Source organism: Mesorhizobium sp. M0062, from assembly GCF_040323125.1.
In the GTDB taxonomy this organism is placed as follows: domain Bacteria; phylum Pseudomonadota; class Alphaproteobacteria; order Rhizobiales; family Rhizobiaceae; genus Mesorhizobium.
Window position 1 is genome coordinate 342,146 of the sequence record NZ_JAMYUO010000003.1, and the last position, 24,876, is coordinate 367,021.

General features: G+C 60.8%; 24 protein-coding genes. 7 read left to right on the forward strand and 17 right to left on the reverse strand.

Features of this window, described 5'->3' with window-relative positions; translation table 11 throughout:
- Nucleotide 1 precedes the first annotated feature (1 nt).
- The 9 genes from NKJ64_RS05855 to NKJ64_RS05895 form a co-directional block, all read right to left on the reverse strand.
- Nucleotides 2-166: a hypothetical protein gene (locus tag NKJ64_RS05855; protein WP_352462135.1), complete on the reverse strand. Its 165-nt coding sequence runs from the start codon at nt 164-166 to the stop codon at nt 2-4.
- A gap of 23 nt (nt 167-189) precedes the next feature.
- On the reverse strand, nt 190-1,956 hold the full coding sequence (locus tag NKJ64_RS05860) for a thiamine pyrophosphate-dependent enzyme (RefSeq protein WP_352462136.1): 1,767 nt from the start codon (nt 1,954-1,956) through the stop codon (nt 190-192).
- Between the two features lie 9 nt (nt 1,957-1,965).
- Nucleotides 1,966-2,088, reverse strand: a complete 123-nt coding sequence (locus tag NKJ64_RS05865; protein WP_352462137.1) for a hypothetical protein — start codon at nt 2,086-2,088, stop codon at nt 1,966-1,968.
- Between the two features lie 78 nt (nt 2,089-2,166).
- A complete protein-coding gene (locus NKJ64_RS05870) occupies nt 2,167-2,409 on the reverse strand; it encodes a hypothetical protein (protein WP_352462139.1) in 243 nt (80 codons plus the stop codon).
- 172 nt (nt 2,410-2,581) lie between these two features.
- Nucleotides 2,582-2,827: a hypothetical protein gene (locus tag NKJ64_RS05875; protein WP_023699894.1), complete on the reverse strand. Its 246-nt coding sequence runs from the start codon at nt 2,825-2,827 to the stop codon at nt 2,582-2,584.
- A gap of 13 nt (nt 2,828-2,840) precedes the next feature.
- Nucleotides 2,841-3,056: a hypothetical protein gene (locus NKJ64_RS05880; protein WP_023818615.1), complete on the reverse strand. Its 216-nt coding sequence runs from the start codon at nt 3,054-3,056 to the stop codon at nt 2,841-2,843.
- A 187-nt stretch (nt 3,057-3,243) separates the two neighbouring features.
- The gene (locus NKJ64_RS05885; RefSeq protein WP_023695155.1) at nt 3,244-4,371 is read right to left on the reverse strand and encodes an NAD(P)/FAD-dependent oxidoreductase; all 1,128 of its coding nucleotides are present in this window, start codon (nt 4,369-4,371) and stop codon (nt 3,244-3,246) included.
- Between the two features lie 60 nt (nt 4,372-4,431).
- Nucleotides 4,432-5,973, reverse strand: a complete 1,542-nt coding sequence (locus NKJ64_RS05890; RefSeq protein WP_023695154.1) for an amino acid ABC transporter permease/ATP-binding protein — start codon at nt 5,971-5,973, stop codon at nt 4,432-4,434.
- Nucleotides 5,974-6,067: 94 nt separating this feature from the next.
- Complete coding sequence (locus NKJ64_RS05895; protein ID WP_023818616.1) at nt 6,068-6,910, reverse strand: ABC transporter substrate-binding protein; 843 nt, start codon at nt 6,908-6,910, stop codon at nt 6,068-6,070.
- 213 nt (nt 6,911-7,123) lie between these two features.
- Between NKJ64_RS05895 and NKJ64_RS05900 the strand changes: the two genes are divergently transcribed.
- On the forward strand, nt 7,124-8,218 hold the full coding sequence (locus tag NKJ64_RS05900) for a LacI family DNA-binding transcriptional regulator (RefSeq protein WP_023707239.1): 1,095 nt from the start codon (nt 7,124-7,126) through the stop codon (nt 8,216-8,218).
- 177 nt (nt 8,219-8,395) lie between these two features.
- On the opposite strand, the gene NKJ64_RS05905 is transcribed toward NKJ64_RS05900, so the two are convergent.
- The 8 genes from NKJ64_RS05905 to NKJ64_RS05940 all read right to left on the reverse strand — a co-directional run bounded on the left by NKJ64_RS05905 (nt 8,396) and on the right by NKJ64_RS05940 (nt 16,934).
- Nucleotides 8,396-9,814: an NAD(P)/FAD-dependent oxidoreductase gene (locus NKJ64_RS05905; RefSeq protein WP_023686874.1), complete on the reverse strand. Its 1,419-nt coding sequence runs from the start codon at nt 9,812-9,814 to the stop codon at nt 8,396-8,398.
- Nucleotides 9,811-10,674: a PfkB family carbohydrate kinase gene (locus tag NKJ64_RS05910; protein ID WP_023686873.1), complete on the reverse strand. Its 864-nt coding sequence runs from the start codon at nt 10,672-10,674 to the stop codon at nt 9,811-9,813. Before NKJ64_RS05910 ends, NKJ64_RS05905 begins: the two co-directional genes overlap by 4 nt.
- Nucleotides 10,671-11,525, reverse strand: a complete 855-nt coding sequence (locus NKJ64_RS05915) for a sugar phosphate isomerase/epimerase family protein (protein ID WP_023686872.1) — start codon at nt 11,523-11,525, stop codon at nt 10,671-10,673. Before NKJ64_RS05915 ends, NKJ64_RS05910 begins: the two co-directional genes overlap by 4 nt.
- Nucleotides 11,526-11,546: 21 nt before the next feature.
- A complete protein-coding gene (locus tag NKJ64_RS05920) occupies nt 11,547-12,407 on the reverse strand; it encodes a carbohydrate ABC transporter permease (protein ID WP_023686871.1) in 861 nt (286 codons plus the stop codon).
- Entirely contained in the window at nt 12,404-13,363 is a 960-nt protein-coding gene (locus NKJ64_RS05925) for a carbohydrate ABC transporter permease (protein ID WP_023682778.1), read from the reverse strand. The genes NKJ64_RS05920 and NKJ64_RS05925 overlap by 4 nt, the downstream gene beginning before the upstream one ends.
- An 11-nt stretch (nt 13,364-13,374) precedes the next feature.
- Nucleotides 13,375-14,697, reverse strand: coding sequence for an ABC transporter substrate-binding protein (locus NKJ64_RS05930; RefSeq protein WP_352462140.1), 1,323 nt, complete (start codon nt 14,695-14,697; stop codon nt 13,375-13,377).
- Nucleotides 14,698-14,725: 28 nt separating this feature from the next.
- Nucleotides 14,726-15,739, reverse strand: coding sequence for an SIS domain-containing protein (locus NKJ64_RS05935; protein ID WP_023729125.1), 1,014 nt, complete (start codon nt 15,737-15,739; stop codon nt 14,726-14,728).
- 172 nt (nt 15,740-15,911) lie between these two features.
- Nucleotides 15,912-16,934 (reverse strand): LacI family DNA-binding transcriptional regulator, encoded by a 1,023-nt coding sequence (locus tag NKJ64_RS05940; protein ID WP_023667745.1) that lies wholly within the window; start codon nt 16,932-16,934, stop codon nt 15,912-15,914.
- A 1,014-nt stretch (nt 16,935-17,948) separates the two neighbouring features.
- Here NKJ64_RS05940 and NKJ64_RS05945 point away from each other — a divergent pair.
- The 6 genes from NKJ64_RS05945 to NKJ64_RS05970 all read left to right on the forward strand — a co-directional run bounded on the left by NKJ64_RS05945 (nt 17,949) and on the right by NKJ64_RS05970 (nt 24,849).
- Nucleotides 17,949-19,028 (forward strand): substrate-binding domain-containing protein, encoded by a 1,080-nt coding sequence (locus tag NKJ64_RS05945; RefSeq protein ID WP_023692318.1) that lies wholly within the window; start codon nt 17,949-17,951, stop codon nt 19,026-19,028.
- Between the two features lie 363 nt (nt 19,029-19,391).
- Nucleotides 19,392-20,384 carry a substrate-binding domain-containing protein gene (locus tag NKJ64_RS05950; protein WP_023704355.1) on the forward strand — a complete coding sequence of 331 codons (993 nt, stop codon included), beginning with the start codon at nt 19,392-19,394 and terminating at the stop codon, nt 20,382-20,384.
- An 80-nt stretch (nt 20,385-20,464) separates the two neighbouring features.
- Entirely contained in the window at nt 20,465-21,979 is a 1,515-nt protein-coding gene (locus NKJ64_RS05955; protein WP_352462141.1) for a sugar ABC transporter ATP-binding protein, read from the forward strand.
- On the forward strand, nt 21,972-22,979 hold the full coding sequence (locus tag NKJ64_RS05960) for an ABC transporter permease (protein ID WP_023667741.1): 1,008 nt from the start codon (nt 21,972-21,974) through the stop codon (nt 22,977-22,979). Before NKJ64_RS05955 ends, NKJ64_RS05960 begins: the two co-directional genes overlap by 8 nt.
- Nucleotides 22,976-24,001, forward strand: coding sequence for an ABC transporter permease (locus NKJ64_RS05965; protein ID WP_352462143.1), 1,026 nt, complete (start codon nt 22,976-22,978; stop codon nt 23,999-24,001). Before NKJ64_RS05960 ends, NKJ64_RS05965 begins: the two co-directional genes overlap by 4 nt.
- Complete coding sequence (locus NKJ64_RS05970; RefSeq protein ID WP_023704358.1) at nt 23,998-24,849, forward strand: sugar phosphate isomerase/epimerase family protein; 852 nt, start codon at nt 23,998-24,000, stop codon at nt 24,847-24,849. Before NKJ64_RS05965 ends, NKJ64_RS05970 begins: the two co-directional genes overlap by 4 nt.
- The last annotated feature ends 27 nt before the right edge of the window (nt 24,850-24,876 follow it).

Genomic DNA, 24,876 nt, shown 5'->3' on the forward strand with positions numbered 1-24,876 from the left:
GTCAGGTCCTTTTTTGGCTGGAGTCGCGGTTGTGTCGATCCGGTTCCGTGATCGGTCCCTTGGCGGCTTTCGAGCCACCGCCCCATTCCTCGGCCTTGCACGCTTGGTCGCCGCCCATGAGGTCCGGCGAACTGCGATTTGCGGTGCCGCTGTCGGTCTTGTTCAACTCGTGCTCCTTCTTGCGTGTGGTCAGTCTTTGTCGCCGGCGGTAATCATCGACCTCAGCGGCTCTTGCGCCACATTCGCCTCGATTTCCGCGCGTCCGGGGGTATCCGGTAGCGCCTTGCGGAAATTTCTCGCATAATCCGGTGGCATCTTCGGTGGCATCATCGGTTCGTACGGATCGACCACGGCCTCGATGACCACCGGACCCTCAGCAGCCAGGGCAGCGTCGAGAACGCCTTCCACCTCCTCGGCGCGAGAGACGCTGTAGCCGATGCCGCCCATGGCTTCGGCGGCCATGGCGAAGTCGATGGGCTGGAGTTCGCAGGCGAATTGCGGGTTACCGAGGAACATCATCTGCTCCCAGGCGATCTGATTGAGCATGCCGTTCTTGAGCACGAGCACCTTGAGTGGGACCCGGTACCGAACTGCCGTCGAGAACTCGCCGAGTTGCATCGCGAGACCGCCGTCGCCGACGACCGCGAAGACCGGCCGGCCGGGAAAGGCCAGGCCCGCGGCGATCGCATAGGGCAGTCCGCATGCCATCGAGGCCAGCGCGCCCGAGACGCCGAAGGCCTGCCCGTCACGCAGCTCGATATGGCGGGCCGCCATCTCGGTGTTCTGGCCGGAATCGGCAACCAGGATCGCATCATCGGGCAATCGTTTCCCAAATGCGCGTGTAACCACCTGGGGCTTGAGCGAAGTGGCGGCCTTTTGCTCCGACTGCGCCATCATCTCGCGCCAGCGTCGCATGCCCGCCTGCGCCTTCTCGAGGAAGCTGCGATCATCCTTGCGCTTCAGGCGCCTGTTCAGCAATCGCAGCGTCACGGCGGCATCGCCGGCAAGGCCGGCCTCAACGGGATAGCGCAGGCCGATGCGCTGCGGGTCGCGCTCGATCTGCACCCCGCGCGCCTGTCCCGGCTTCGGGTAGTATTCGATGTAGGGAAAGGTCGAGCCGACGACGAGCAGCGCGTCACATTCCTCCATGATTTCCTGCGACGGCAGCGTGCCGAGAATTCCGATGCCGCCAGTCGTCAGCGGGTGATCGTCGGGCAAGGCAGCCTTACCGAGCAAGGCCTTTGCGACGGGGGCACCAACCAGCTCCGCCGTCTCTTCCAACTCGTGCCTGGCACCAAGCGCGCCCCGACCGGCGAGGATCGCGACCTTCGTCGCGCCGTTCAGGATCTCGGCGGCTTTCGCAAGTTGTTCTTCGTCGGGAAGCCTACTTCCTTCGAACCAACGATCCGGCGTATGCGACGGTTTGTTGCGCTTCGAGCGCTTGGCCTGGTCGAGCGTGTGCTCCTGCACATCGCTGGCGATCGACAGATGCGCAACACCGCGACTTGCCAGCGCCGACCTGCAGGCGAGACCGGCCAGGCTTTCCATATGCGCCGCGTCGGAGACCTGCGCGTTGAAGACGGCGACATCGCTGAAGACGCGCGTCAAGTCGACATCCTGCTGGGTGAAGGTCTCGATGAGGTCGTGGAACTGCATGCCGGTAATGGCGAGCACCGGCGCTTGGTCGAGCTTGGCATCGTAGAGTCCCGTCAGGAGGTGTGTGCCGCCAGGGCCGGAAGTTGCGAGGCAGACACCGAGCTTGCCTGTCCATTTTGAGTAGGCGCACGCCATGAACGCCGCGGATTCCTCGTGCCGCACCTGAATGAAGCGGATACGGTCCTGCCGCCTGCGCAGCGCCTCCATGATGCCATTGATGCCGTCGCCCGGCAGGCCAAAGATGATATCGACGTTCCAGTCGATCAGCGTCTCGATGAGGATGTCCGCGGCGGTCGGCATGTCTCAGTCCTACCGCGATGCGGATCCCGCCGCCTGGCTGCTCTTGTTCGCGGTCTTGTCAGTCTTACGCTGGTCCTTGTCGCCGCCGCGATTGCCGCCAAGCATCTTGCCGTCTTCCAAATTAGTGGCCATGCGCAAAGCTCCCTTCATCCGGCCTGCCTAACCAGAAAGTCGGTGAGATGTTCCGTGCCCGAAGGCAAGGCCGCCTAGTCAGGTGCCGAAGGCAAAGGTCTCAGTACCACCCGATGAGGCGCTGTTCGGCAGGCAGCGGCTGAACAGGCGAGGTGCGATCGAACAGACGAAGGCATCGAACTGCTGCGAGGCCGAGGATTGCATGTAGTGGCCGAGGCTGTCTGATCGCCAAAAGCTCTCGCGGCAGAGCTGGCCGATGTTCAGGTCGCGTCTTCGCAGGTCCCTATAGCCAGAGCGCAACGCCGCCCGGACCGTCCCCATAGGCGAACTCCTCGCACCCCTCGTCGACGATTTCTCGCGCGGGATTCCGCCTCAGTGGCGAAAGGACTCGTTCGTCGCGCACACCGCGGCGGGCGATGTGCGCCTCGACCATGCGGTGCCTGGCGTGCCGGTAGTCTGGCATGGCTCCTCGATAGCCTTAAAGACGACAGGCTTAGTCGTCCTGCCTGCGCTTGTGGTGCTCGCTCTCCTGGTTTTCGCCGCGGATCATCTGGCGATCATCCTTGTCGGTCAATTCCACGCCCTCGTCGCGCAGATTGGCGCCGCCTTGCCGCGCCTCGCGCTCCTGCTTGGTTCTCTTCAGCTCATCCTCGGCATTGAAATCGTCGCCGGCATTGCTGGTGTTCTCGCGCTTTTCGATGATGCGCAGCTGCTGCTCGTGGGTCTTCCGGCCGGCCATGGCAAGGCGCCTCCTACTTGTTCGTGCGTCCGGTCTGGTCAGGATTGATGCCGCCCTGAGGCGTGACATCGTTCTCGACATCGCCTTCGAACGTATTGTCCCCATCGAGAGCATCGTTCTCGTCGAGCATATCGCCGCCCTTGACCGCGCCCTTCGAGGTGCCGATTCCCGGGTTGTCTCGCAGATCCTTGTCCGAGGGCTGTTTAGTCTTGGGGTGTTGGTTGGTCATGGAATTTCTCAGCGCTGGTTGAGCTTGGACGAACGACGGTCCTGGCGCTGTCCAACTTCAACGTGGAGAAAATGTTCCGGAACAAGTTGGCTTGTCAGGTGCGCGTAAGCGGCCAGGCGGCCGCCGTCTCGGCTAGCGAAACTCCAGGCATGCCACATTACATCCCATTCCGAGGCGAATTGGCAGGCTAAAGTGAAAATCGAGACGGTCGAAAGCTTGCAAGGAGTGGGTGCTCTGTTCCGGTGGCGATCTCGGTTGCAAGCAGTTCGCCGGCAATCAAGCCAAGTGTTGCGCCGCTGTGGCTGAAGGCGACGTAATACCCCTCGATCTCCCGCAACTGGCCGAAGACCGGCTCGCCGTCTCCGGGGATCGGCTTGGGCCCGACACCGTAGCTCTCCAATTCCAATTTCGGATGACCGTCGAGAACATTCGACGCTTCGTCGAGAAGCCCTTGGATGGTCGATGCTTTTACGCGATAAGTCCCGTCCGGATTGACTACCACCTCTTCTTCCGACCAGGCAGAATCGAGCGCGAGGGCGCCATCAGGCGTCGGCCGGATGGCGACGCGCGGCGTGTTGAGCACGGCGCGTAGAGGCAAGTCGACTGGCTTGGTCCTGACCAGCAGCGCGATTGGTGTCCCATCGGCAATACGCTGACCGGCCACGGCGACCATTCGCGGCACATCCGCACCGGTCGCCAGAAGCACCGCGTTGGCGGCGAAGCTGATCCCGCTGGTGGTGGTGACGCCGGTGGCGCGGCCGTTGGCGACGGTGACGGTAGCGCTTCCGGCCTCGGTGACCACCTGGCCGCCCCGCTCCACGAATTCCGCGATCAATATTTCGATCAGCGACGGCAGGTCGACCCAGCCCTCGCCCGCGTTGAAGATCGCGCCTTGAGGCGTGACAGCGCTTGCGCAGACACCCGGCGTGACCAACCTTATGGCGTCCGCGGACAGATGCTGCGCATCATAGCCGAGACGTTTTTCGTGAGCGAAGACATCGGCGATCTCGTTTGAGGCATCGTCCGCATCCCACGTCAGGCCACCGTCGAAACGCAGCCAGGCGGCATCCGGGCATCGCGCCGACAAACTGCGGTAGCGGTCGATACCGATCATGCGCAGGCGATGATATTCAGCCGAGCGCCTGCGCGCCGAATTGATCCAGGCGAGCGAGCGGCCGGAAGCTCCCTTGGCGAGCGGTCCATCATTGACCAGCACGGTCTCGATGCCGAGCCTTGCAAGATGAACGGCCGAGGAGACGCCAAAAATGCCGCCGCCGACAACAACGACCTTGGAAACCTGATGTGATGCAGCCATGAGATATCTTTCACTGGTGGAGGTTGGTTTGGGCGGCCGTCTTGAAGGGCTCATGCGTGATCAAAGCACTTCGGCAAGGAAGTGCTTCAGACGCGGGCTTTTCGGCGTGTCGAAAATCGCGGCAGGCGTGCCGGCCTCGATGATGCGGCCTTCATCCATGAAGACGACCTGATCGGCGACCTTGCGGGCGAAGCCCATTTCATGCGTCACCACGACCATTGTCATGCCGCGCCGGCCGAGATCCGCCATGAGGTTGAGCACACCCTTCACCAGTTCTGGATCGAGTGCGCTCGTTACCTCATCGAACAAGATGACCTCCGGGTCCATCGCCAATGCACGAGCGATTGCCACACGCTGCTGCTGGCCACCGGAAAGGCTCCCTGGACGATGGTGTTTGCGGGTCGCAAGCCCGACGTCGGCAAGGCGCGCCTCGGCGATGCGCTCAGCTTCCTGTACAGGGAGCCCCTTTACCTTGGTCAGCGACAGCATGACGTTTTCGAGCGCGGTGTGGTCGGGAAACAGATTGAACTGCTGGAAAACCATGCCGACACGCCGGCGCAGTTTTTCAGGCTTCATCGCCAGGATGCTCGCACCATCGAGCAACACCTCACCGCCCTTGGGCTCGACCAGGCGGTTGAGGCAGCGCAGCAGGGTCGACTTGCCCGAACCTGATGGGCCGATCACGCATGTGACCGTGCCAGGCTTGACTGCCAGGCTGACGCCTTTGAGAACATCGAGGTCGCCATAGGCCATGTCGAGATCGGTAATGGCGAGACTGCCGCCCTTGAAGCGGGGCAGCGCTGAGCGGGCATCAGAGCCGGCCTCCGAAAGTGCACTGCCGGTGGCGCCCTCCAGTTCGCTCACTTCGGCCAGGCCGCTGATGACGAGGCCTGCCTTTTGCTTTCCGACCCGCAGCGAGTTGTCGATGTAGTTGACCACATGGGTCAACGGCACGGTGATGACGAGATAGAACACGCCGGCCAGAAGCAATGGCGAGAGATTTCCGGTGACCACTGCCTGGTCCTGACCGACACGGAAGATCTCGCGCTCCGAGGCGAGCAGACCGAGGAAGTAGACAAGGCTTGAATCCTTGACGTTGCCGATGAACTGGTTGACGAGGGCCGGCAAGACGCGGCGGATGCCTTGCGGGATCACGATCAGGCGCATGCCTTGGCCGTAGCTCATGCTGAGCGCCCTGCAGGCCTCCATCTGCCCGCGCTCGACGCTCTGGATGCCCGAGCGGAAGATTTCGCCGATATAGGCGCCGGCGATCAGGCTCAGCGCAAGAATGCCGAGCGGAAAGGGCGAAGGGCCGAAGATTTCACGGCCGATGCGGGCAAAGCCCTGGCCTATCAGCAGGATGGTGACGATCGCCGGCAGCCCACGGAATATATCCGTGTAGACCCGCGCCGGAATGCGCAGCCAGCGCGATTGCGAGATGCCCATGACCGCCAGGATCATGCCGAGGATGACACCCAGCACCGTCGACGCGGCGGCGAGGATCAACGTGTTCTTCAATCCGATGGTGATCATGCTGGGCAGCACGTCCGCCATGGCCTGCCAGTCGAGGAAACTGCGCCGCAGGTTTTCGAGCCAGTTCATTCGCCCCCCTTTCGGTTGCGCTATTCACATCGTCCGCATCAAGGACGGCGGCGTAATCCGGCCGCCGGCATGAGAGCCAGCGGCCGGGTACGGTCTACTTCTTGGGAAGATACTGGTCGGGCATCGGCGAGCCGGGGAACCACTTTTCATAAAGCGTTTTCCAGGTGCCGTCCTGCATGGCCGCGTGAAGGGCGGTGTTCAGCGCATTGCGGAGCTTGTCGTTGCCCTTGCGCAGGACGAAGCCGGCCGGCGCGTCAAAGGAAGGAATATTGACCGCGATCTTCAGGTTCGGATAGCGAACGCCATAGTCCTTGGCAGCCTCGTAATCGAGGAAGTGGGCATCCACGGTTCCGTTGTTAAGCGCCGAAACGGCGGAGTTGTTGTCGGGGAATTTGACGAGATCGGTTCCGACAAAATTCTTCGCCGCGTAGATTTCCTGGAGCGTGCCTTGCACGACGCCGAGACGTTTGCCCTTGAGCCCGTCCGCCGACGTGATCGCCTTGTCGGCAGTAAGCACGGACAGATAGCCTGCGATATACCCGTCGGAAAAGTCGACGGTCTTCTTGCGTGCTTCCGTCGTGCCGATTGCCGCGACCGCGACATCGAAACGCTCGTTTGCAACCGAAGGCATCAGCGCCGAGAATTCCTGGCCGGTGAAGATCACCTGGTGGGGCTTGAAGCCAAGGCGGCTCGCGACGTTGCGGAACAATTCGATGTCGAAGCCGGTGAACGACCCATCGGCCTGGGTGAAAGCGTAGGGTTTGGCATCGCCCATGGTTCCGACGCTGATGACCTTCGCATCAATGAGGCCATAGGGATTGTCATCCGCGGCGGCCGCTCCTGAAACCAGCCCGGCGCCGACGCACATCGCCATAAGAGCCATTGCGCCGGTTCTGACCGGGCACATCAACGACTTGAGAATTTCTTTCCTGCTCATGTCTTTCTCCACTCTGAAGGTCTGTTCTTCTTGGTATTTCCGTCGAGCCGCCATCTGGCGCGCCGACATGCCCTTGCCGAAATCACGGTCCGTCATGCCTCTCGGCTCCACTCCTTTTAAAGAGACCGGTCTCATATTGCGTGAGACCGGTCTCTTTGTTAATCGTTATCGCCACGTTGACCTCCCGTCAACAACTCTTGTAGTCGTCATCCGATGAAAAGAACCGCCCCCAAGACCCCGTCGATAACGGTCAGCGACGTCGCCCGCGCGGCCAACGTTTCGAAAGCGACAGCCGCGCGCGTGCTCGGCGGATACGGCGTCGTCAGCGACATGATCCGCGCGGAAGTCATGGCCGCGGCCAAGGCCTTGGACTATCGTGCGAACGAGCTCGCCCGCAGCATGACGACCGGCCGCTCCGGCATCATCGGCGTGGTTGTCGGCGACATCGAGAACCCGTTCTTCAGCCTCGCGGTACGCGGCATCAGCGACGCGGCAAAGGCAGCCGGGTTCAACGTCATCCTGGCCAATTCCGGCGAGAAGATCGAGGCGGAAAAGGCGGCCGTGAAACTGCTCATCGGCAAGCGCGTCGACGGGCTGATCGTCACGCCGTCGGAATCGCGCGACATCGCGCACCTGCGCGATATCCACCGCTCGGGCCGACCGCTTGCCCTGCTGGATAGGGCGCTGGCAGATCTGGATGTCGATACGGTCACGACCGACGATCGCGGCATCGCCATGCTGGCGACCCGCTTTCTAGCCGATGCCGGCCACCGCAACATCGCCTATGTGACCGCGGTCGACGCCGAAGGGCACGAGTACCGCGATCTCGGGCAGATCTACACCTCGTCGGTCCGTGAGCGCATCGACGGTTTCCTCACCGTGTGCCGAGAGGCCGGACTTGATCGGCCAGAACGCTTTGTTCGCCTTGGCGCGACAAGCCCCACCGAAACGCGCAGGGTTGCCGGCGAGATGCTGTCGGCGCCGGATCGGCCGACGGCGATCCTCGCCTCCGACAGCGTCATTGCGCTGGAGATCTTCAAGGTGACCCGCGAGCGCGGCCTGCGGGTTCCCGACGACATTTCGCTCATCACTTTCCATGATGCGGACTGGACGAGCGTCACCACGCCGCCCATCACCGTTATCGACCAGCCCGTCTACGCGCTTGGCAAGAGCGTCGCGGAATTGCTCATCCGGCGATTGAAGGGAGATTCCCGCCCGGCGGAAAAGCTCATTTTGCCGACCGCCATCATTGCACGCGGATCCGTTGGCCCGCCCTCGAATGGAAAGCCGCAAGTGCGCCAAGCATAGGTGTGACGGCGATACGGCCCACATGAATACGTTAGAACAAGGTCGACGCACTCCGCTTTAAGAATGTACGTCGATCAACCCAGCAAGCACCCTGATCGCAATGCCGCGTCCACCGTCATCGGGACGGCACGTGCCGGCTCATGGTTTGAAGAGCGTGACGATGAGCCAGATGCCCGGCTACTTCTTGGGCCTGCCTGGCTTCAGGGCTGCCAGAAGATTGGTGATCCTGCCCGCCTTTCGGTTGCGGATCTCGGCCTCGTTCTTGCGGCGGACCGCGGCGCGGACAAGCCTGGCGCCGAGATAACGCAAAGGCTCGGGCGGCAGCGACATGCGCCGCTCGATGCCGACCAGACCACTTTCGCTCCAGCGATCCTTTCGCTCGAGCACCAGGCTCGCCAGAATGCGTCCGGCTATCGGCGTCTGCGCGATGCCGGTGCCGTTAAATCCCATGCCGTAGAAGATATTGGGATGATCGCGCAGGTGGTCGAAGACAGGAACGTGTTCAGGCACGCAGTCGATCGGCCCCGACCAGTCATATTCGATCGCCACACCGCGCAGCGAGGGGTAGACCCGATGCAGCTCTCGCATATTGTCGCGACCGTGCTCCGGGCTGCGGTTGAAGCTGGCGCCGAAATTTCCACTGAAGGCGACGTTGCCGCTGCCACGACCGAAGACCACCCTGCCCCCGATGGTGCGCTGGTAGTAGAGCACCTGGGCCTGGGAATCGCAGATCGAGGCACCGTCGCGCCAACCGATGCTGTCGAGCAGTTCGGGAACGGCGGCAGTGGCAATCACCTCGCTGCCGACGACATAAAGATGTCGCCGCAGTTCCGGCAGCGCGGAAAGCCAGGCGTTGGCGGCAAGCACGATTTTGTCAGCCCGTACCGCGCCATGCGCCGTGCGCACCGTGCATGTCATGCCGGGTTCGATGGCGAGGACCGGGCTGCGCTCATGGATGATGACGCCGCGTGCCAGTGCCAGCTTGCGCAATCCGATGGCAAGTTTGGCGGGATGGACCGTGCCGGCAGTGGTCTCGACGACGCCGACATAGGAGGCCGATGAACCGGTGCGGCGTTGAATGTCCTCGGCTTTCAGCGGGCTGAAACGGTTTTCTCCAACAACCGCCGTCAAGGCCACGGCGGTCTCCCAGGCGCCTTCCTGCGCAATGGAGCTTGCTGTCCACAACCATCCGTCCAGCCTCAGGTCCATGTCTATGGTGCCGTTTTGCTGCAGCGTCTTCAGCTCCGCGATCGATGCCACCGTGTCGGCGCACAGCAGGCGCGCTTCCTCGAGACCGACGACCGCACTGATCTGGTCGATTTCGGCGAACCATGAATGGACCTGACCGCCGTTGCGCCCCGAGGCCCCCGATCCGCACAGATCGGCTTCAAGGATCACCACCCGTGTTTGCGGCGCAAGTTCAAGGATCCGCAGCGCCGTCCACAGACCGGTATAGCCGCCACCGACGATCACCACGTCGGCGCGCTCGTCGCCTCGCAATGGCTCGGTCGCAGGGGCGGCGGCAATGTCCTGCAGCCAAAACGACCGGTCAGATGCAAGCGCGACCGCAGGCTGCCGCAAACGAATTGTACTCACGCTTGGGCTCCCTGCGCATCGACAATGAAGCTGGCATATTTGGCTGGCAGCCAATCGGGTATCGGACGCGGTCTCTGGGGAAACCCGCCAAGATGGGTGCAGGTCTGCGCCGCCGCGATCGACGCCCTGTGCAATGCCTCCAGGGCGCCGAGGCCGCCGAAATGGAAGCCGGCGAGGAAAGTGGCAATGAAACTGTCGCCGGCGCCACACGTATCCACGACATCGACAAGCGTCGCCGGCGCATGCACGACATTCGTGCCATCGTCGAAGTAGGAGCCGCGTCGACCACAGGTCAAAACTACCTGCCTTGCGCCGGCCGCCCTGAGCGCGCCCAGCGATGGCTCGATGGGAACATCGACATCGTCCGGTCCGGACGCAAACAAAAGCGGGACACCGTCGAGCGGCAGCGCCATATGGGCGGTCGATAGATCGATGCTGAACGGCACATGGTCCGTCACCAATCGTTGAACAAGGTGCTTGTTGGCGTTGGTGCCGAGATGCACCCAGTCAGCCGCGGCGATGACCGCATAATGCGCGGGCGCCGGCATGTAGTTTTCGCCCACACCGAAGGATTCGTGCAGGAACTTCCGGTCGCCGGATTCATCGCGCAGCAAGGTGACGGCCGTATCGCCGGGACGCCGTTCGACGTCGTCCGGAGATAGGCCGGCACCTTGCAGTTCGGCAAGCACCACGTCGCCTTCGGGATCGTTCCCGACGGCGCCGAAATAGCGCGCGGACCAGCCGTTGCGCCGCCATTGCGCCGCGACATTCAAGGCATTGCCGCCCACCGTCATCAAGTTGTTGGTCAAATAGGCATCAAGGCAATTGTCCCCGACCGCGATAAGCTTTTTCGACCTCATGCCGGCACCGTTGCGCGATCGATATACGGCGCGATGGCGCCAAGGCAGCGTGTCCAGGCTTTTACCGGATCGAGCGCGTAGGAGCCGTTGCCGAACGGCTCGAAGGTGAACTTACCGGCATAGCCGAGGCGCGCGAGTTCGCTGACATAGTGGTCGAGCGGCAGCGTGCCCTCCCCCCACACCAGATGCCCGCCTGGCGTGCCGTCGACCAGATGAACATGCGCCAGCCGCGAGCCGAACAGGTCGACATAGCCGGCCACGGTGTCGCCGGCCGTGGCCATGGCGACAGTGTCGAGCACGATATCGATATTGCCGGCGCCCACCTCATCCAGCATTTGGCGCAGGCCTGCCGCATTATTGACGAGGTTGCTCTCGAACCGCTGCAACGGCTCGAGCAGGCAGCGCACCCCGTTTGCGGCGGCGCGCCGGGCGATCTCGCCGATCGAACCGACCGCGCGGTCCCATGCCGGTTGCCGGGGTTCGCTCTCGTAGCCCCGGCCGGGCGTCAGGAAGAGATAGCGGGCGCCAAGCGCCGCGCAGATGTCGGCTGCACGCCAAAACCGCTCGATGCTGTCCTGGCGCAGTGCGGCGTCGCCGGAGGCAATGTTGATTGGATACAACACCTGCTCAGGCGTAAAGCACCAGGCCGACAGCTCGTTGTCGGCGAGTACCCGGCGAACGGATTCGACACGTGCGTCCGTGGCGTGGAACAGGTCCAGATGCTGGGCAATCCCCCACAGCTCGATCTCGCGCAGGCCAAAGCCTCGGATCGTCCTGGCGACCTCATCGAAGGGGAAGTGCTGGAAGCTGAAATTGGCTCCGATCAGCTGATGAGCAGCGAGCTGCGGCATGAAGGCTCCTTTCGGGAATTGTTATTTGCCGATGCCTTCGGCCAAGCCACGGATGAAGTAGCGTTGCGCGCCAAAGAACACGATCACGATAGGCAGCGCCGAGATCGTCATGGCCGCGAACACCACGGCATAGTTGGTCCCGTGGGTTGCCATGATCGACGTCAGTCCGACCGGCAGCGTCTGCACATCCGAGCCGCTCGTGAAGATCATGGCGAAGAGATATTCGTTCCAGGCGAACAGGACGTGCAGGATGACGCAGGAAATGATGATCGGCCGGCACAGCGGCAAGGTGATGCGCCAGAAGATCTGACCCTCGCTGGCGCCATCCATCGTCGCCGCCTCGTCGATGTCTTCAGGCAGATCCAGCATGTAGGCGCGGATGAGGAAGGTGGTGAACGGCACACGGAACGCCGTGTAGAGAATGATCAGCGCCCAGTAGGTGTTGTAGAGACCGAGCGCCTGCAACATCTTCACCAGTGGAATGATCGCCACCGTGGGGCTCAGCATCAAGCCGCCCAGAACGATGGCGATAACCAGCGGCTTTGCCGGCATCTTGGTGCGGGTCAGGCCGAAAGCCGTCCAGGCGCTGATCAGCACGGTGCATATGGCCGAAGCGACGGTCACCAGCACCGAGACTGTCACGTAGCCACGCACGCCCTGGTTCCACGCTTGCACGTAATTGTTCCACGACCAATGGGTGGGCAGGGCGAAGGGATCGCCGAAGATCTGCGCATTGTCCTTGAAGCCGCTCAGCGCCATCCAGATCAGCGGATAGATGACGACGACACCAAGGCAGACCAGGAATGAATAGAGCAACGTCCTGGCGATGACCGACCACACATTGACGTGCCGGCTGCGACCGGCTGCGACCATCGCACTCATAGCTGCACCCGGCGGCGCTTGGTGTACCAGAGCTGTGCCGCACCTGTGAGCATGGTCAACATGAAGATGACGGCGGCGATCGCCGCGCCATAGCCGAAATTGTCCTCGATGAAGGCCTTCTGGTAGAGCCACGTGCCCAGCACCTGGCTGCTGTTGTTGGGCCCGCCTGCGGTCATCACCATGACCTCGTTGAACACCTGGAACGCGCCCGTGATGGTGACGATGATCATCAACCCCGTCATTTCCCGGGTCAGCGGAAAGGTGATGCTCCACAGGCGGCGAAGAGGACCCGCGCCGTCGATCGTTGCGGCATCGTAGAGGTCGCGCGGGATCTTCTGGATGGCGATGGCGAACAGCAGCGTCGAATAGCCAAAACCCTGCCATTGGCTCATGGCGATGATGGCATAGATGGCGGTGTGCTCATTGCCGAGCCAAGGCATGACGAGCTGGCTCAGTCCAACACGGCTGAGCGCGGCATCCAGCAAGCCGATCTGCGGCTGGTAGATGAAATAAAACAGCAGGCCGGTCACCGTGATCGAGATTGCCGACGGCACGAAATAGACGGCGCGCCACAGCCGGCGCCAGCTTTCGCTTTTCAGGTCCTCGATAATGGCCGCCAGCAGGAACGCGCCGAAGACCTGGAAGATGACGGAGATGAGAGCGTAGAGGCAGTTGTTCCACAGCGCCAGCAGCACGACCGGGTCATGCAGCAGCCGGTCGTAGTTGGCGAGGCCGACATTGGTGACCTCGCCGGTGTAGATGTCCTGGTCGGTGGTGCTGACGATGAAATTGTCGACGATCGGATAATAGACGAACCAGCCGATGAGGATGAGCGCGATCGCCGCCCATCGCAACGACAACAGGTTGGCGAAGCAGGCCCGCCGGCTCTTTGGCCGTTGCGGCCTGGCGACGCCGATGTCGGCGCCGCTGTCCACTGTGTCCGAGGCCCTTGCCATGCTCGCCTGCTTTATTTGGCCGCGGATGCGGCTTTGCGCACCTCGTCCATCACTTGCTCGGGCGTCATCGAGCCGCCCGCCAGCGCCTGCAGGCTGGACAGCCAGACGGCGGCGACGCGCGGTGGGTTGGCCGTATCCAGCCAGGGCATGAGGTATGAGGCGGCGTTGATATCCTTGAGGCCACCGACCACAGCCGCGCTCATGTTCGATTCCGAGGCGCCGCCGATGGTGGCGCTCGGCTGGCCATAGGGTGGCGCAGACAGCACCTGCGCATTTTCCTTCGAAGTCACGAACTTCATGAAATCGATCGCCAGCGGGATGTTCTTCGATGCCGCATTGATCATGTAGCCCTCCGGCGCGCCCTCGATCGACCTGGCGTCACCCTTGGCGCCGGCGGGCACCGGCAGCCGGAAGAATCCGAAATCGGCGGGCTTTAACGCCGACTCCGGCGTGGCGGCCTGATCGAACTCGATGATCTCCTGGTAGTACATGGCCGACTGCGCGTTGGTGAAGGCCTGGAGAGCCGAGGCATAGGATGTGCCGTTGACGCCGGCGCCATCGGTGCAGCGCTCGACAAGCTGGCTGAACTGCTTGAGTGCTGCGATATAGCCTGGGTCGGTGTATTGGGCGGTGGCCGGATCGAAGTCGCGTTCCAGCGTTCCCTGCGGCACGTTGTAGGCGAGCAGCTGGCCTGCAAAGTGGATTGCCGGCCAGGCCTCCTTGTTGCCGAAGGAGATCGGTGTCACGCCGGATTTGCGGATGGCGTCGCAGCTGGTCAGCAATTCCTCGAAAGTGCCGGGTGCCTTGAGGCTGAGCTTGGCGAAGATCTGCTTGTTGTAGCCCATGAATTTGGCATCCTGGTAAAGCGGAATGCCATAGAACTTGCCGTTGTACTGGAACGCCTTGACGGCGGCTGGAGACAGCGACTTGCCCCACTCGGTATCGGCAGCAATGACGGGCGTGAGATCAACGGCGCGATTGCCGCGCACGAAATTGCCACCCCAGCTGCCTGTCCAGGAGAAATAGATATCGGGCAGCGAGTTGGAAGCGACCAGCGTCTTGGTCTTGCCCTTCACGCTGTCGTCGCTCTCCTGGATAAGTTCGACCTTCACATCCGGATGGAGCTTCTCATAGGCCTGTGCCAGGTTGACGAAATAGGGCGACAGCTGTTGCAGCCCGAACTTGGTCAGGACCGAAAGCGTGCCGGTGTATTCCACCTTGGCGTTTGGGTCGGCCGTGACAGCCGGCGAAGCGGCGGAACTGCCGCTTATCGACAACCCCAATGATGATACCGCGGCCACCGTGACCGCCACGACTTGCAGCGAACGTTTCATGGATAGCTCCTTCAGAGGTGAGAGGGGATCAATATTCCACGCGTTTGTAGTAGCGACGGGTGGTCAGCGGGTGGTTGCGCAGCACCTCGAGATGGGCGCTCAGCCGCTCGAGCAAGGTGGCGAGCAGAACCGGCGAGATCATGCCGCGGACCTTTGCGGAGATGCCCGGCAACTTGACCGAGGCCGCGTCCAGCGTGCGAACGCGGTCCGTGTAGCGCTTGGCGAAGTTCTCGACCCGGTCGGCCAGGGGCCGAAGGGCATCTTCGCCCTTGAACACGAAAACGCTGACGCCCGGCTCGACCAACTCGAGCGTACCGTGGAAGAAGTCGGCGGCGTGCACCGGGCGGGTGCGAATCCACTGCATCTCTTCGAGGATGCACATGCCGTAATAGTGTGCCTCCGGCCACACCGAGCCGGCGCCGGTGAAGATGTGATAGGTATCGTCCTTGATTGTCTGGGCCAGTTCGGCCGCCCTGTCCTCAAAGGCAGCCTTGGCGTCGGCAAGCAGATCCGGCAGCAGTTTGAGTTCGGCGACAGTGCCATCAAAATCATCATATTCGCCGCGCTCTTCCAGCAGGGCCAGGACGATCAGCAGCGTCTGCAGGTAGAAGGATTCCGACGAGGTGTCGTCTTCGGCGAAGTTCGTGAAATTGTGGTCAGCCTCCCGTGCGATTGGCGTATCCGAATGGCCGGTGAGCGAAATGGTGCGCACACCACGTTTTTTCAGAAAGGCCATGAGCTCGACGCCTTCCTTGGTCGTGCCCGACAAGGACGGGATGACCACCACGGCCTTGCTGTCGAGACCGGCGGGCGGATCGATCACGACCTGCGCCGGATAGGCACCGCTCACCGGGAAGGTGGAACAGCGCTGCGCCAACTCGATCGCGGGCAAGGTTAGAAGCTGCACGCCGCCGGTGCCCATGAAAAACAGCCGCTCGACGCCATCTGCCAGCAGTGTGCGCATCAGTGAGCGAACCTCACCTGCGACGGCGACGGCCCCGCTTTGGATCTTCACGAAGCGGTCCCTATCGAAGTTCAGCATGACGTTTTCCTTGTATTTCGCATGTTACAGGCCTCTAGCCCGCCTTAGGCGTCGGTGGGCCGTCTAGCTCGTTTCCCGATGTGAGATCGATCTCACAAGCAATAATGGGCACGCAATTTCGCCAATGGCAAGTCCTTTAGACGAAATTCTCCGAAATCGAGGGGTTTGCTCTTTAGCGCACAGCGCGCCGGGCAACCGATCCGCGTACGATCAAGCGGGTCTGAAATCGGGTACGGCGCGGTGCAACCTTTTTGCCGGCAAGCCGCTCCAGCAGGTATCTGGCGGCGAGCGGTCCGATCTCGGAGATGGGTTGCGCCACGACCGTTATCTGCGGATCGGTGAACGTGGCGAGGTTGAAGTCATCGAAGCCAACCACCGACACGTCATGCGGAATCGAGAGCCCCATTGAACGCAGGCCAAGAAGCGCGCCTTGCGTCATGAGGCTGTCCACCGTGAACAGTGCGGTGGGGCGATTGCGCCGGCTGAACAGGCGGATCGTGGCTTCGATGGCGTGCTCGACGGTCGAGCGCGATACGCCGATGAGCGCTTCATCGATTGCGATCCCATGCGAGTGGAGCGAGTTTTCGTAGCCAGCCAAGCGTTCCTGTGCCGTAAAGATGCGTGACTCGTCGCGCAAAAGACCGATCCGGTGGTGACCGTTGCCAACCAGATAGTCCACTGCCTCGCGTGCCCCGCCCTCGTTGTCGACGACGACGCTGTCGCATTGCAGGTCCTTTACCACGCGGTCGATGAGCACGATCGGTGCGCCTTCGCGGGCCAGTTGCACAATATGCTGGCTGTCGGTTGCAGACGTTGGGGCAAGGATGAAGCCGCGAATGCTGAGCGAGCGAAGGCTCTCAAGCAGTTCTTTCTCCTGTTCTACATTCTCCTCGCTGCTGGCAATCAGAAGATTGTGGCGGTGCTTGCGCAGTTCCACCTCTATGTCGTGCGCGATTCGGGCGAAGAACGGATTCTGGATATCGCCGGGCACGAAGCCTATGATCGGCAATTGTCCGCTGCGCAGCGCCTGCGCGACGAGGTTGGCCCGATAGCCCAGCCTTTCGGCTGCCTCAACCACGCGGAGCGCCGTCTCGTCGCCAACGTAACCATAGCTGTTGAGCGCCCGGGCGGCCGTGGCGCGCGACACCTTAGCCGCTGCGGCAACGTCCTTTAGTGTGATTCCTTTCTGGGCCACAGGTAACCGTCCTTCTTGGATCTGAACATTGCGTCAGATCATTCTCGGCTCGTCTTGCCGGCATCGTTGTGCGGCATATCGGACGATTCTCAAACTGCGAACATAGCTTTCGCAACTCCTTGCCACCTAATCGAGATACGCGCGCTGTTTGGCTATCTGGAAATTTGATCCACGAATGCACCTACATGTTGTGCAGTCAGTTCATTGCCTTGCACTGCCAGCATACGGCAATGAGTTCACGCCATGGTCCAGGCGGCCTCCCTGGCATCGATCATAACACCGATGGAGACGACTAGCCTTGCCGCCAAACTCGTCCAGCGATTGGAGGCGAGCTTTCAAAAAGGTCGAGCCAGACGCTCAAGGCCCGCTGCACGGAGAGCCACAGGCTGGGAGACTCTGAGCAAATCGGGAATCTGAGTCGCTTGCTCTGAACCGTCGGCATCATGCTGCTAACCGGTTTTGATCCTCCGGGGCTCCGCATTGGCAATAGCGACGAAAATGCTGTCGAGCAGACCCTTGTCGCGGAAGGAACTTGCCAAGCAAGGGCACCTCGGCCAAGTACGCAAACAACGCCCGGAGACGAAGGCGCATCCGGCAGCACCCTTTTTGGGGCCAGATAGAGACTCAGAAACCCAAAACTTTCATCTTCCCGCTATTGAAACGGAGGACTCGATCGTGACGCGTGCGCCCGACCATCGCCAACGGTGGGCTCCAAACTGATCGAAACTTCTCGTCGACCTTTGCAAGGTGATTGATCATCGGGGAGACCAAAGCCGAAACACTGGGGTTGGTGTCTCCAGTGACGCTGAACGAAGCTTCAGGGAAAATCCCAAATCTGCCGATTTCCCTGGCGCTGTCATTGCAACGATCGAGACAATCAGGGAGACCGGACCGGAGGCACGAGAGGCCGCGTCCTTCCGTGGGGTCGCTCCTCCAAACCGTTTGACGCAATTTAGAGATGTTGCCTTGACCCCGCACTAGCGTCTACTGCATCTCCCAGCGGGAGCGTCACCAATGGCGAGAAAGTCTGTCCGACGCAAGTCAACGATTTATGATATCGCGGTGGCGGCAAAGTCGTCCCCGACCGCCGTCAGTCTCGTCCTCAATGGCTCGTGGCAACAGCACCGGATCAAGGCGGAAACCGCAGCGACCATCCTCGATTGGGCTGAGCGGCTTGGCTATGCTGTCAACCTCAAGGCACGAGGATTGCGGCTTTCCCGATCCGGACTCGCTGGAATGATCTTGCCACATTACCGCAATCGCTTCTTCGCCGGATTGGCCGAAGCCTTTGAAGCGGAATCCCGCGTCCACCGCTTGTGCCCGATCGTCGTCAGCACCCATCGCAATCCTGATAACGAGTTGAGTGTGACGGAAACCCTGCTGGCTCAGCAGGTGGAATTTCTCTTCCTTGCGGGCGTTCGTGACCCCGATCCGCTGAATGATCTGTGCCGGGCAGCGGGCGTCCGGTGCATCAACATCGATCTGCCAGGCCGCCGGGCTCCCTCAGTTGTTTCTGACAACTACGGGGGCGCCAAGGCGCTCACAGAGATCATTGTTCAGAAATTGAAAGAACGAGGGGGCTCCACCGAAGATCTCTTCTTCTTTGGCGGGGTCAGCGATGATGACGCAACACGTAGCCGTTTGCTGGGTTTTCACGATGCGCTGGCAGCGCATGGGATTGTTACGGGCCCGGGCACGATTGACTGCTGCGGATACGCACCGACCAACGCTGCTCGGTCTCTCGCTGCACGATACGCTCAGCTTGGGCATCTGCCCTCAGGTATGTTCGTCAACGGCGTGACCGCTCTTGAAGGAACATTGCGGTTCACTTCGACACTAGCCTCAAGTGAGCTTGGACGGGTTGTTGTCGGAAGCTTCGACTGGGATCCATTCGCGGCGCATTTGCCCTTCGATGTGACCATGGTCCGACAGAATGTCGAGGTGATGATTGCTGAAGGATTTTCGCTTCTCGAGAATTATTCGATAGACCACTTTCCGCTGGTGACCGTACCGACCAGCTTTGGGCGAACCGGAGAGCATGACGGCGCCCAAGAAGATTGGGATTCGGCATCCAAATCGAGCATCGACCACTAGCAATTCTTTGTCACGAGACATCGTTGCAGAAGTTCAACTCCGTTCATCAGCACCTCGGATCTGGGTAGCACCGCCTCCACCCAAGGCTCGCGGGCGATCGCATGTCGTTCTACGGGTGCAGCCTGAGTGCGAAGGGCGGATCGTTTACATCAATCGAGAAATGTTTTTAGACGCTGGTGGCGTGACCGCCTTGCTAAATCTATTTAGCACCTTGACCGGCCGGCATTCAAAGTCTTTTATGGCGCGTTCTGGGAGGAATGCGGCGCCGAGTGCGTCAATGCCGTCGGGCACAAAGGGGTGGGCCAAACAAAGCCGACATGGGCAATAGGCAACTGAAAAACTCGTCAATCAGGGAGGAATTAAATGTTAGCAAAAACTATACTCGCGGCAGCGTTCGGCGCAGCCCTTTCGGTTGCCACAATGAATGCTGCGCTGGCAAAGGACGTCAAGGTTGGAGTTGTCGTGAAGATCGGCGGCATTCCCTGGTTCAATGCCATGGAAACGGGAATAAAGGAAAAGTCGAAAGAGCTTGGCGACGACGGCTTCATGGTCGGGCCGACCAGCGCCGACCCGGCACTTCAGGTCCGCGCGATCGAAGACCTGATAGCTCAGGGCGTCAGCGTAATTGGCGTCGTGCCGAATGATGCAAACGTTCTCGAGCCGGTTCTAAAAAAGGCGCGCGACACGGGCATCAAGGTCATAACCCATGAATCGCCAGACCAGGTGAACGCTGATTGGGACTTCGAAATGGTCTCGGCCGTTGGTTTCGGTGAGGCCCATGCCAAGCTATTTGCCGAGAAAATGGGCGGCAAAGGCAAGTACGTTGTGTACGTAGGTTCTCTTACTGTGCCCGCACACAATGCCTGGGCCGATGCTGCAATCGCCTACCTGAAGAAGAACTTTCCCGACATGCAGATGGTTGGCGACAGATATGGCGTCGCCGAGAGCGCCGATGACAGCCGAAAGACGGCTCTGGATGTGCTTGCCGCCAATCCTGACCTCGGCGGCTTCCTGACGTTCGGCAGTCAGGGACCGATCGGCGCCGGACGCGCGATCGAGGAGCAGAAGCTTGGTGACAAGGTGGTTCTTGTCGGTTCATTCTCGCCTAGCCAAGGCAGCGCAATGCTCAAATCCGGCATTATTGACGGCGGCTATATGTGGAATCCTCTGGAAGCGGGCAAAGTATTCGTAACGATGGCTGATTTTCTGGCGGGCGGCGGTGAAATCACCGACGGCATGACGATCGAAGGTCTGGGTGTCGTTCACCCTGACTTCAAAACCGGCACCATCATCGTGGACGCCGTGCAGCCTATCACGGTCGAAACGGTCGATGGTCTTGCAGCCCTAGGGCTTTAGATGGCGGACCATGGCTGGCGTGCCGGGGTGGCAAATCAATCCCGGCACGCCCCATCCTTGTCATTTCAGAAGGGCCCGCCGTGAACCTCGTCGCGTCTACGACGCAGAACCTCCCATCGGTTCTGTCGTTTAGCAACATAAGCGTCACATTTGGTGGCGTTAGAGCCCTCCAGGATGTCGCCTTCGAGGTTCTCCCGGGCGAAGTGCAATGCATCGCCGGTGAGAACGGCAGCGGCAAGAGCACCCTGATCAAGGTAATCACCGGCGTTTGTCAGCCGCTAGGCGGCGCAAACATGTCGATCGCCGGAAAGTCTATCGACATCATGTCGCCGGCTGCGGCGCGCAGCGCCGGGGTGGAAGTCATCTGGCAGGACCTCGCACTGTTTCCTGAAATGACAGTCGCGGAAAATATCGGGATCAGAACTGTCCTCGGCAACATGCCTCGGCTCGTCGATCATTCGCGCATTCGCGAGGTGGCGCGAGGGCTGTTGGCGCGGCTTGGCGCCGACCTCGATGTCGACGCGCCTCTGCGTAGCTTTGCAATCGCCCAACGTCAGATCGTCGCCATCGCCCGGGCGCTCGCCGGCGATGCGAAGGTTATTTTCATGGACGAGCCCACATCGTCGCTTACTCAATCGGAAACAGACCGGTTGCTCTCGATCGTTCGAACACTCTCGAATGAAGGCATGGCCATCGTCTTCGTCAGCCATCGCCTTGCGGAAGTTCTGGAGATCTCAAGTCGCGTCACCGTTCTGCGCGACGGTAAGGTCGTTGGGGTGTTCCCGACCGCCGGAATGACCCAATCACGCCTCACCGAACTGATGACCGGCAAGACGTTCGACCAAACCGTGAGCACGAGAAACCTTAGTGGATCACCCGTCGTGTTGAACATCGATCGATTGACCCGCGCAGGCGACTATGACGACGTTTCGCTGACAATACGGCGAGGTGAAACGCTTGGCCTGACCGGGCTACTCGGCGCCGGTCGCACAGAACTCGCGCTTTCTATTTTCGGCATGCTGCGCCCAGACCGCGGCAGCATCGCACTCAACGGGACGGTTCTTCATCTGAACTCCAACCGCGACGCAATCCGCGCGGGTATTGGATATCTCTCCGAAGACCGCTTGTCCCTTGGTCTCATACAAGCTCAGTCCATCGCCGACAACGCCGTTATCCCGGTGCTCGACAAGATCCTTGATCGAGGGCTGATCTCCTCGGAGAAGAAGGACGCGCTCGTCAATCATTGGATCGAGGAATTGGCGATAAAAGTCGGGCGGCAGACCGATGCGATTTCCACGCTCTCGGGCGGCAACCAGCAAAGGGTGGCCATCGCCAAATGGCTGGCGGTCGGCCTGAAACTGATCATTCTTGATTCGCCAACCGTGGGGGTGGACGTTGGCGCGCGGGCCGGCATCTTCGAGATTGTCGCCAAGCTCGCTGCCGAAGGCCTGGCGATTCTGCTGATATCCGATGAAGTGCCGGAGGTCTATTTCAACGCCGATCGTATCCTTCATATGGCTGCGGGCAAGATAGTCGCCGAATACGATCCGCACGCCATCCCGCTCGGCGACCTGGAAGCTGCCGTCTATGCGTAACCGCGGCAAGCTCTTCCGGGCTCATCCCACCGAGACATGGCTCGTTGTGGTTCTTCTCATCATGAGCGCAGGTCTCTCCGTTGCGAGCGACAAATTCTTCACCATTGCCAATCTCTTCAATCTGCTCAACACAAGCTCGACAAATCTGATCTTCGCGGTTGGGCTGCTGGTGGTGTTGATCGCTGGGGGCATCGACATCTCCTTCGCTGTGGCCGCGTCAGTGGTTCAATACGTTGTGGCGCTGGCTCTAGCCCAAATGGGAGGTGGTGATTGGTTCATCGGCCTCACCTTGGCGGCAATTGTCGGGATCGCCCTGGGTGCGGTGAACGCCGGCCTCATCTACTATTTCCAGATCATTTCAATCGTTGTCACCATCGCCACCTTCAATATTTTTTTCGGCCTGCTGATGTTCTTCACGCACGGTGTATCGATCTACAATCTGCCTGCATGGTGGACGCATCGCACTGTGCTTTTCGAGTTCCAACAGGCGAATGGCAATTGGGCCGAGCTAACACTGCCGGTTGCGATCATGGCGGTCTGCGTCGCCGCCACCTGGGGGCTTATCCGGTATACCACCACGGGACGGCAGCTATACGCTTTTGGCGATAACCCGGAGGGCGCCCGTCGCCTCGGTATCAACATCGCGGCGATGCACTTCATTGCCTTCGGCTGGCTTGGTTTGATGGCCGGGATCGCGGGACTTGTGCAGGTGCACTATTCCCAGGAAGTCGTGCCCAACGCATTGGTGGGGCGCGAGCTGGACGTGCTGGCAGCTGTTGTCCTTGGCGGTGCCAGGCTGGGTGGCGGGCGCGGCACCGTGCTCGGTTGCATCCTTGGCGTGTTTCTTGTGTCGGTGACGCAAAACGGGCTGAACCTCCTCGGCATCTCTCCCTATGCTTTCAAGATGATCGTCGGGGCGATCATCTTGATTGCCATCACGCTGTCCAACGCGCCGCTCGGGCATATCCTCGCGGGCTTGCGGCAGAGGATGGGTACATGACGCAGCGCGTGCTCGAAACTGGAGCGCTACGGCACGGATTCTTGCGCCGTCTTGCCGGCACGTTGGGCGCCGAGAATATCGGACTTTTGCTGGCATTGACTTTGGTGATTGCATTCTTCGGATCTCTCTCGCCGCGATTCCTGTCCAAAGCTACCTTTGAATCGGTGGCCTTCCAGTTGCCTGAACTTGGACTGCTTACGCTCGCGATGTTGATGCCGATCATCTCGGGCGGCATCAATCTCGCCGTGACGTTCACGGCCAATCTCTGTGGCCTCACGCTCGCCTGGGTTCTTCAGGCCAACGGAGGACCGGACGCAAGCATCTATGCCTTTCTACTCGGTTCCGTTCTTGCGGTCGGCGTTGGCACGGCAAGCGGCTTGGTCATGGGCCCGGTGATAGCCTATACCGGCGCGCACCCCATCCTCGTTTCGCTCTCGGTGATGATTTTCCTGCGCGGCCTTGGCGAGTTTCTGACCCGCGGCGCCGATATTTCGGGCTTTCCCGAATTCATCCAGCCCCTGGGCCACGGCAGCATCGTCGGCATTCCTGTCCCGCTGCTGATACTGCTCGGCGCAGTCATCGTCTGGCATGTTTTGATGACCCGAACCAGGCTTGGCTTTTCAAACTATATGGTCGGCTCCAACATCGAGGCGACGCGCTATTCCGGCATCTCGACGCGACGCGTGATCATTCTGATCTACGCGCTGTCTGGCGCCATGTGTGCGTTGGCCGGCATTATCATGATGGCACGATTCAATTCCGTCCGTGTCGGCCATGGCGAGTCCTATGTGCTGATTACGGTGCTTGCCTGCTTTTTGGGCGGGGTGAATCCGTTTGGCGGCTTCGGCAAGGTCGTTTCGGTCTTCCTAGCCCTCATCGTTTTGCAGTTGCTTTCTTCGGGACTGAATCTCTTGGGCGCCAGCCAGCACCTGGCCACAGCCATTTGGGGCATCATGCTGATCGGCGTCATGATCTTGCGGTGGGCTGCCGGGCAGCTCAATTTCATGAGGATAACACGATGAAGGGTTTTGGCGTTCATACGAGCATGTGGACGAGTGGTTGGTCCGTAGAGGGCGCCGAGCACACTGTAGCGGCGGTGAAAAAATACGATCTCGATTTCATTGAAATTTCGCTGGCCGATCCATTTTCTTGCGATGCCGATCACACCCGCAAGCTGCTGGCGGCAAATGGCATGCAGGCGGTGTGCTCGCTAGGGTTGCCCGAATATGCGTGGGCATCGCGCCACCCACAGGAGGCGATTGACTTTCTCAAGGTGGCTATCGACAAGACGGCCGACATCGGAGCCCAGGCGCTATGCGGCGTAATCTATGGCGGCATCGGCGAGCGTACTGGCGTGCCACCTACGCAGGACGAACTTGATAACATTGCAAAAGTGATGACGTCCGCCGCCGCGCAAGCCAAGTCTCGCGGCATCGAACTCGGTGTTGAAGCCGTGAACCGCTACGAGAACCACATCATCAACACCGCGGCTCAGGCGGTGGCACTAATCGAGAGAGTCGGCGCCGACAATATGTTCGTGCACCTTGATACCTATCACATGAACATAGAGGAGAAAGGTATGGGCAACGGTATTATCGTCGCCCGCGATTACCTCAAATATATCCACCTCTCCGAGTCTGATCGCGGCACCCCAGGCGAGGGCAATTGCAATTGGGATGAGACGTTCGCAACGCTGGCCGCGATCGGCTTCAAGGGCGGGCTCGCGATGGAGAGCTTCATCAACATGGATCCGCGTCTGGCGTTTGGCCTCAGCGTGTGGCGTCCGGTGGCCGAGAGTGAAGCGGTTGTAATGGGCAACGGTCTGCCGTTCTTGCGCAACAAGGCACGGCAGTACGGGCTGATCGCATAAGTTACATCGCCATGCGAGATCGAAACT

Bases quoted from the DNA above. Each gene is read 5' to 3' on its own strand.
- NKJ64_RS05900 (WP_023707239.1), top strand. From the start codon at position 7,124: ATGAAAAGAACCGCCCCCAAGACCCCGTCGATAACGGTCAGCGACGTC.
- NKJ64_RS05895 (WP_023818616.1), bottom strand. From the start codon at position 6,910: ATGAGCAGGAAAGAAATTCTCAAGTCGTTGATGTGCCCGGTCAGAACC.
- NKJ64_RS05860 (WP_352462136.1), bottom strand. From the start codon at position 1,956: ATGCCGACCGCCGCGGACATCCTCATCGAGACGCTGATCGACTGGAAC.
- NKJ64_RS05960 (WP_023667741.1), top strand. From the start codon at position 21,972: ATGCGTAACCGCGGCAAGCTCTTCCGGGCTCATCCCACCGAGACATGG.
- NKJ64_RS05875 (WP_023699894.1), bottom strand. From the start codon at position 2,827: ATGGCCGGCCGGAAGACCCACGAGCAGCAGCTGCGCATCATCGAAAAG.
- NKJ64_RS05965 (WP_352462143.1), top strand. From the start codon at position 22,976: ATGACGCAGCGCGTGCTCGAAACTGGAGCGCTACGGCACGGATTCTTG.
- NKJ64_RS05930 (WP_352462140.1), bottom strand. From the start codon at position 14,697: ATGAAACGTTCGCTGCAAGTCGTGGCGGTCACGGTGGCCGCGGTATCA.
- NKJ64_RS05920 (WP_023686871.1), bottom strand. From the start codon at position 12,407: ATGAGTGCGATGGTCGCAGCCGGTCGCAGCCGGCACGTCAATGTGTGG.
- NKJ64_RS05915 (WP_023686872.1), bottom strand. From the start codon at position 11,525: ATGCCGCAGCTCGCTGCTCATCAGCTGATCGGAGCCAATTTCAGCTTC.
- NKJ64_RS05945 (WP_023692318.1), top strand. From the start codon at position 17,949: ATGGCGAGAAAGTCTGTCCGACGCAAGTCAACGATTTATGATATCGCG.
- NKJ64_RS05890 (WP_023695154.1), bottom strand. From the start codon at position 5,973: ATGAACTGGCTCGAAAACCTGCGGCGCAGTTTCCTCGACTGGCAGGCC.
- NKJ64_RS05865 (WP_352462137.1), bottom strand. From the start codon at position 2,088: ATGGCCACTAATTTGGAAGACGGCAAGATGCTTGGCGGCAATCGCGGC.
- NKJ64_RS05880 (WP_023818615.1), bottom strand. From the start codon at position 3,056: ATGACCAACCAACACCCCAAGACTAAACAGCCCTCGGACAAGGATCTG.
- NKJ64_RS05885 (WP_023695155.1), bottom strand. From the start codon at position 4,371: ATGGCTGCATCACATCAGGTTTCCAAGGTCGTTGTTGTCGGCGGCGGC.
- NKJ64_RS05950 (WP_023704355.1), top strand. From the start codon at position 19,392: ATGTTAGCAAAAACTATACTCGCGGCAGCGTTCGGCGCAGCCCTTTCG.
- NKJ64_RS05870 (WP_352462139.1), bottom strand. From the start codon at position 2,409: ATGGGGACGGTCCGGGCGGCGTTGCGCTCTGGCTATAGGGACCTGCGA.
- NKJ64_RS05970 (WP_023704358.1), top strand. From the start codon at position 23,998: ATGAAGGGTTTTGGCGTTCATACGAGCATGTGGACGAGTGGTTGGTCC.
- NKJ64_RS05925 (WP_023682778.1), bottom strand. From the start codon at position 13,363: ATGGCAAGGGCCTCGGACACAGTGGACAGCGGCGCCGACATCGGCGTC.
- NKJ64_RS05935 (WP_023729125.1), bottom strand. From the start codon at position 15,739: ATGCTGAACTTCGATAGGGACCGCTTCGTGAAGATCCAAAGCGGGGCC.
- NKJ64_RS05910 (WP_023686873.1), bottom strand. From the start codon at position 10,674: ATGAGGTCGAAAAAGCTTATCGCGGTCGGGGACAATTGCCTTGATGCC.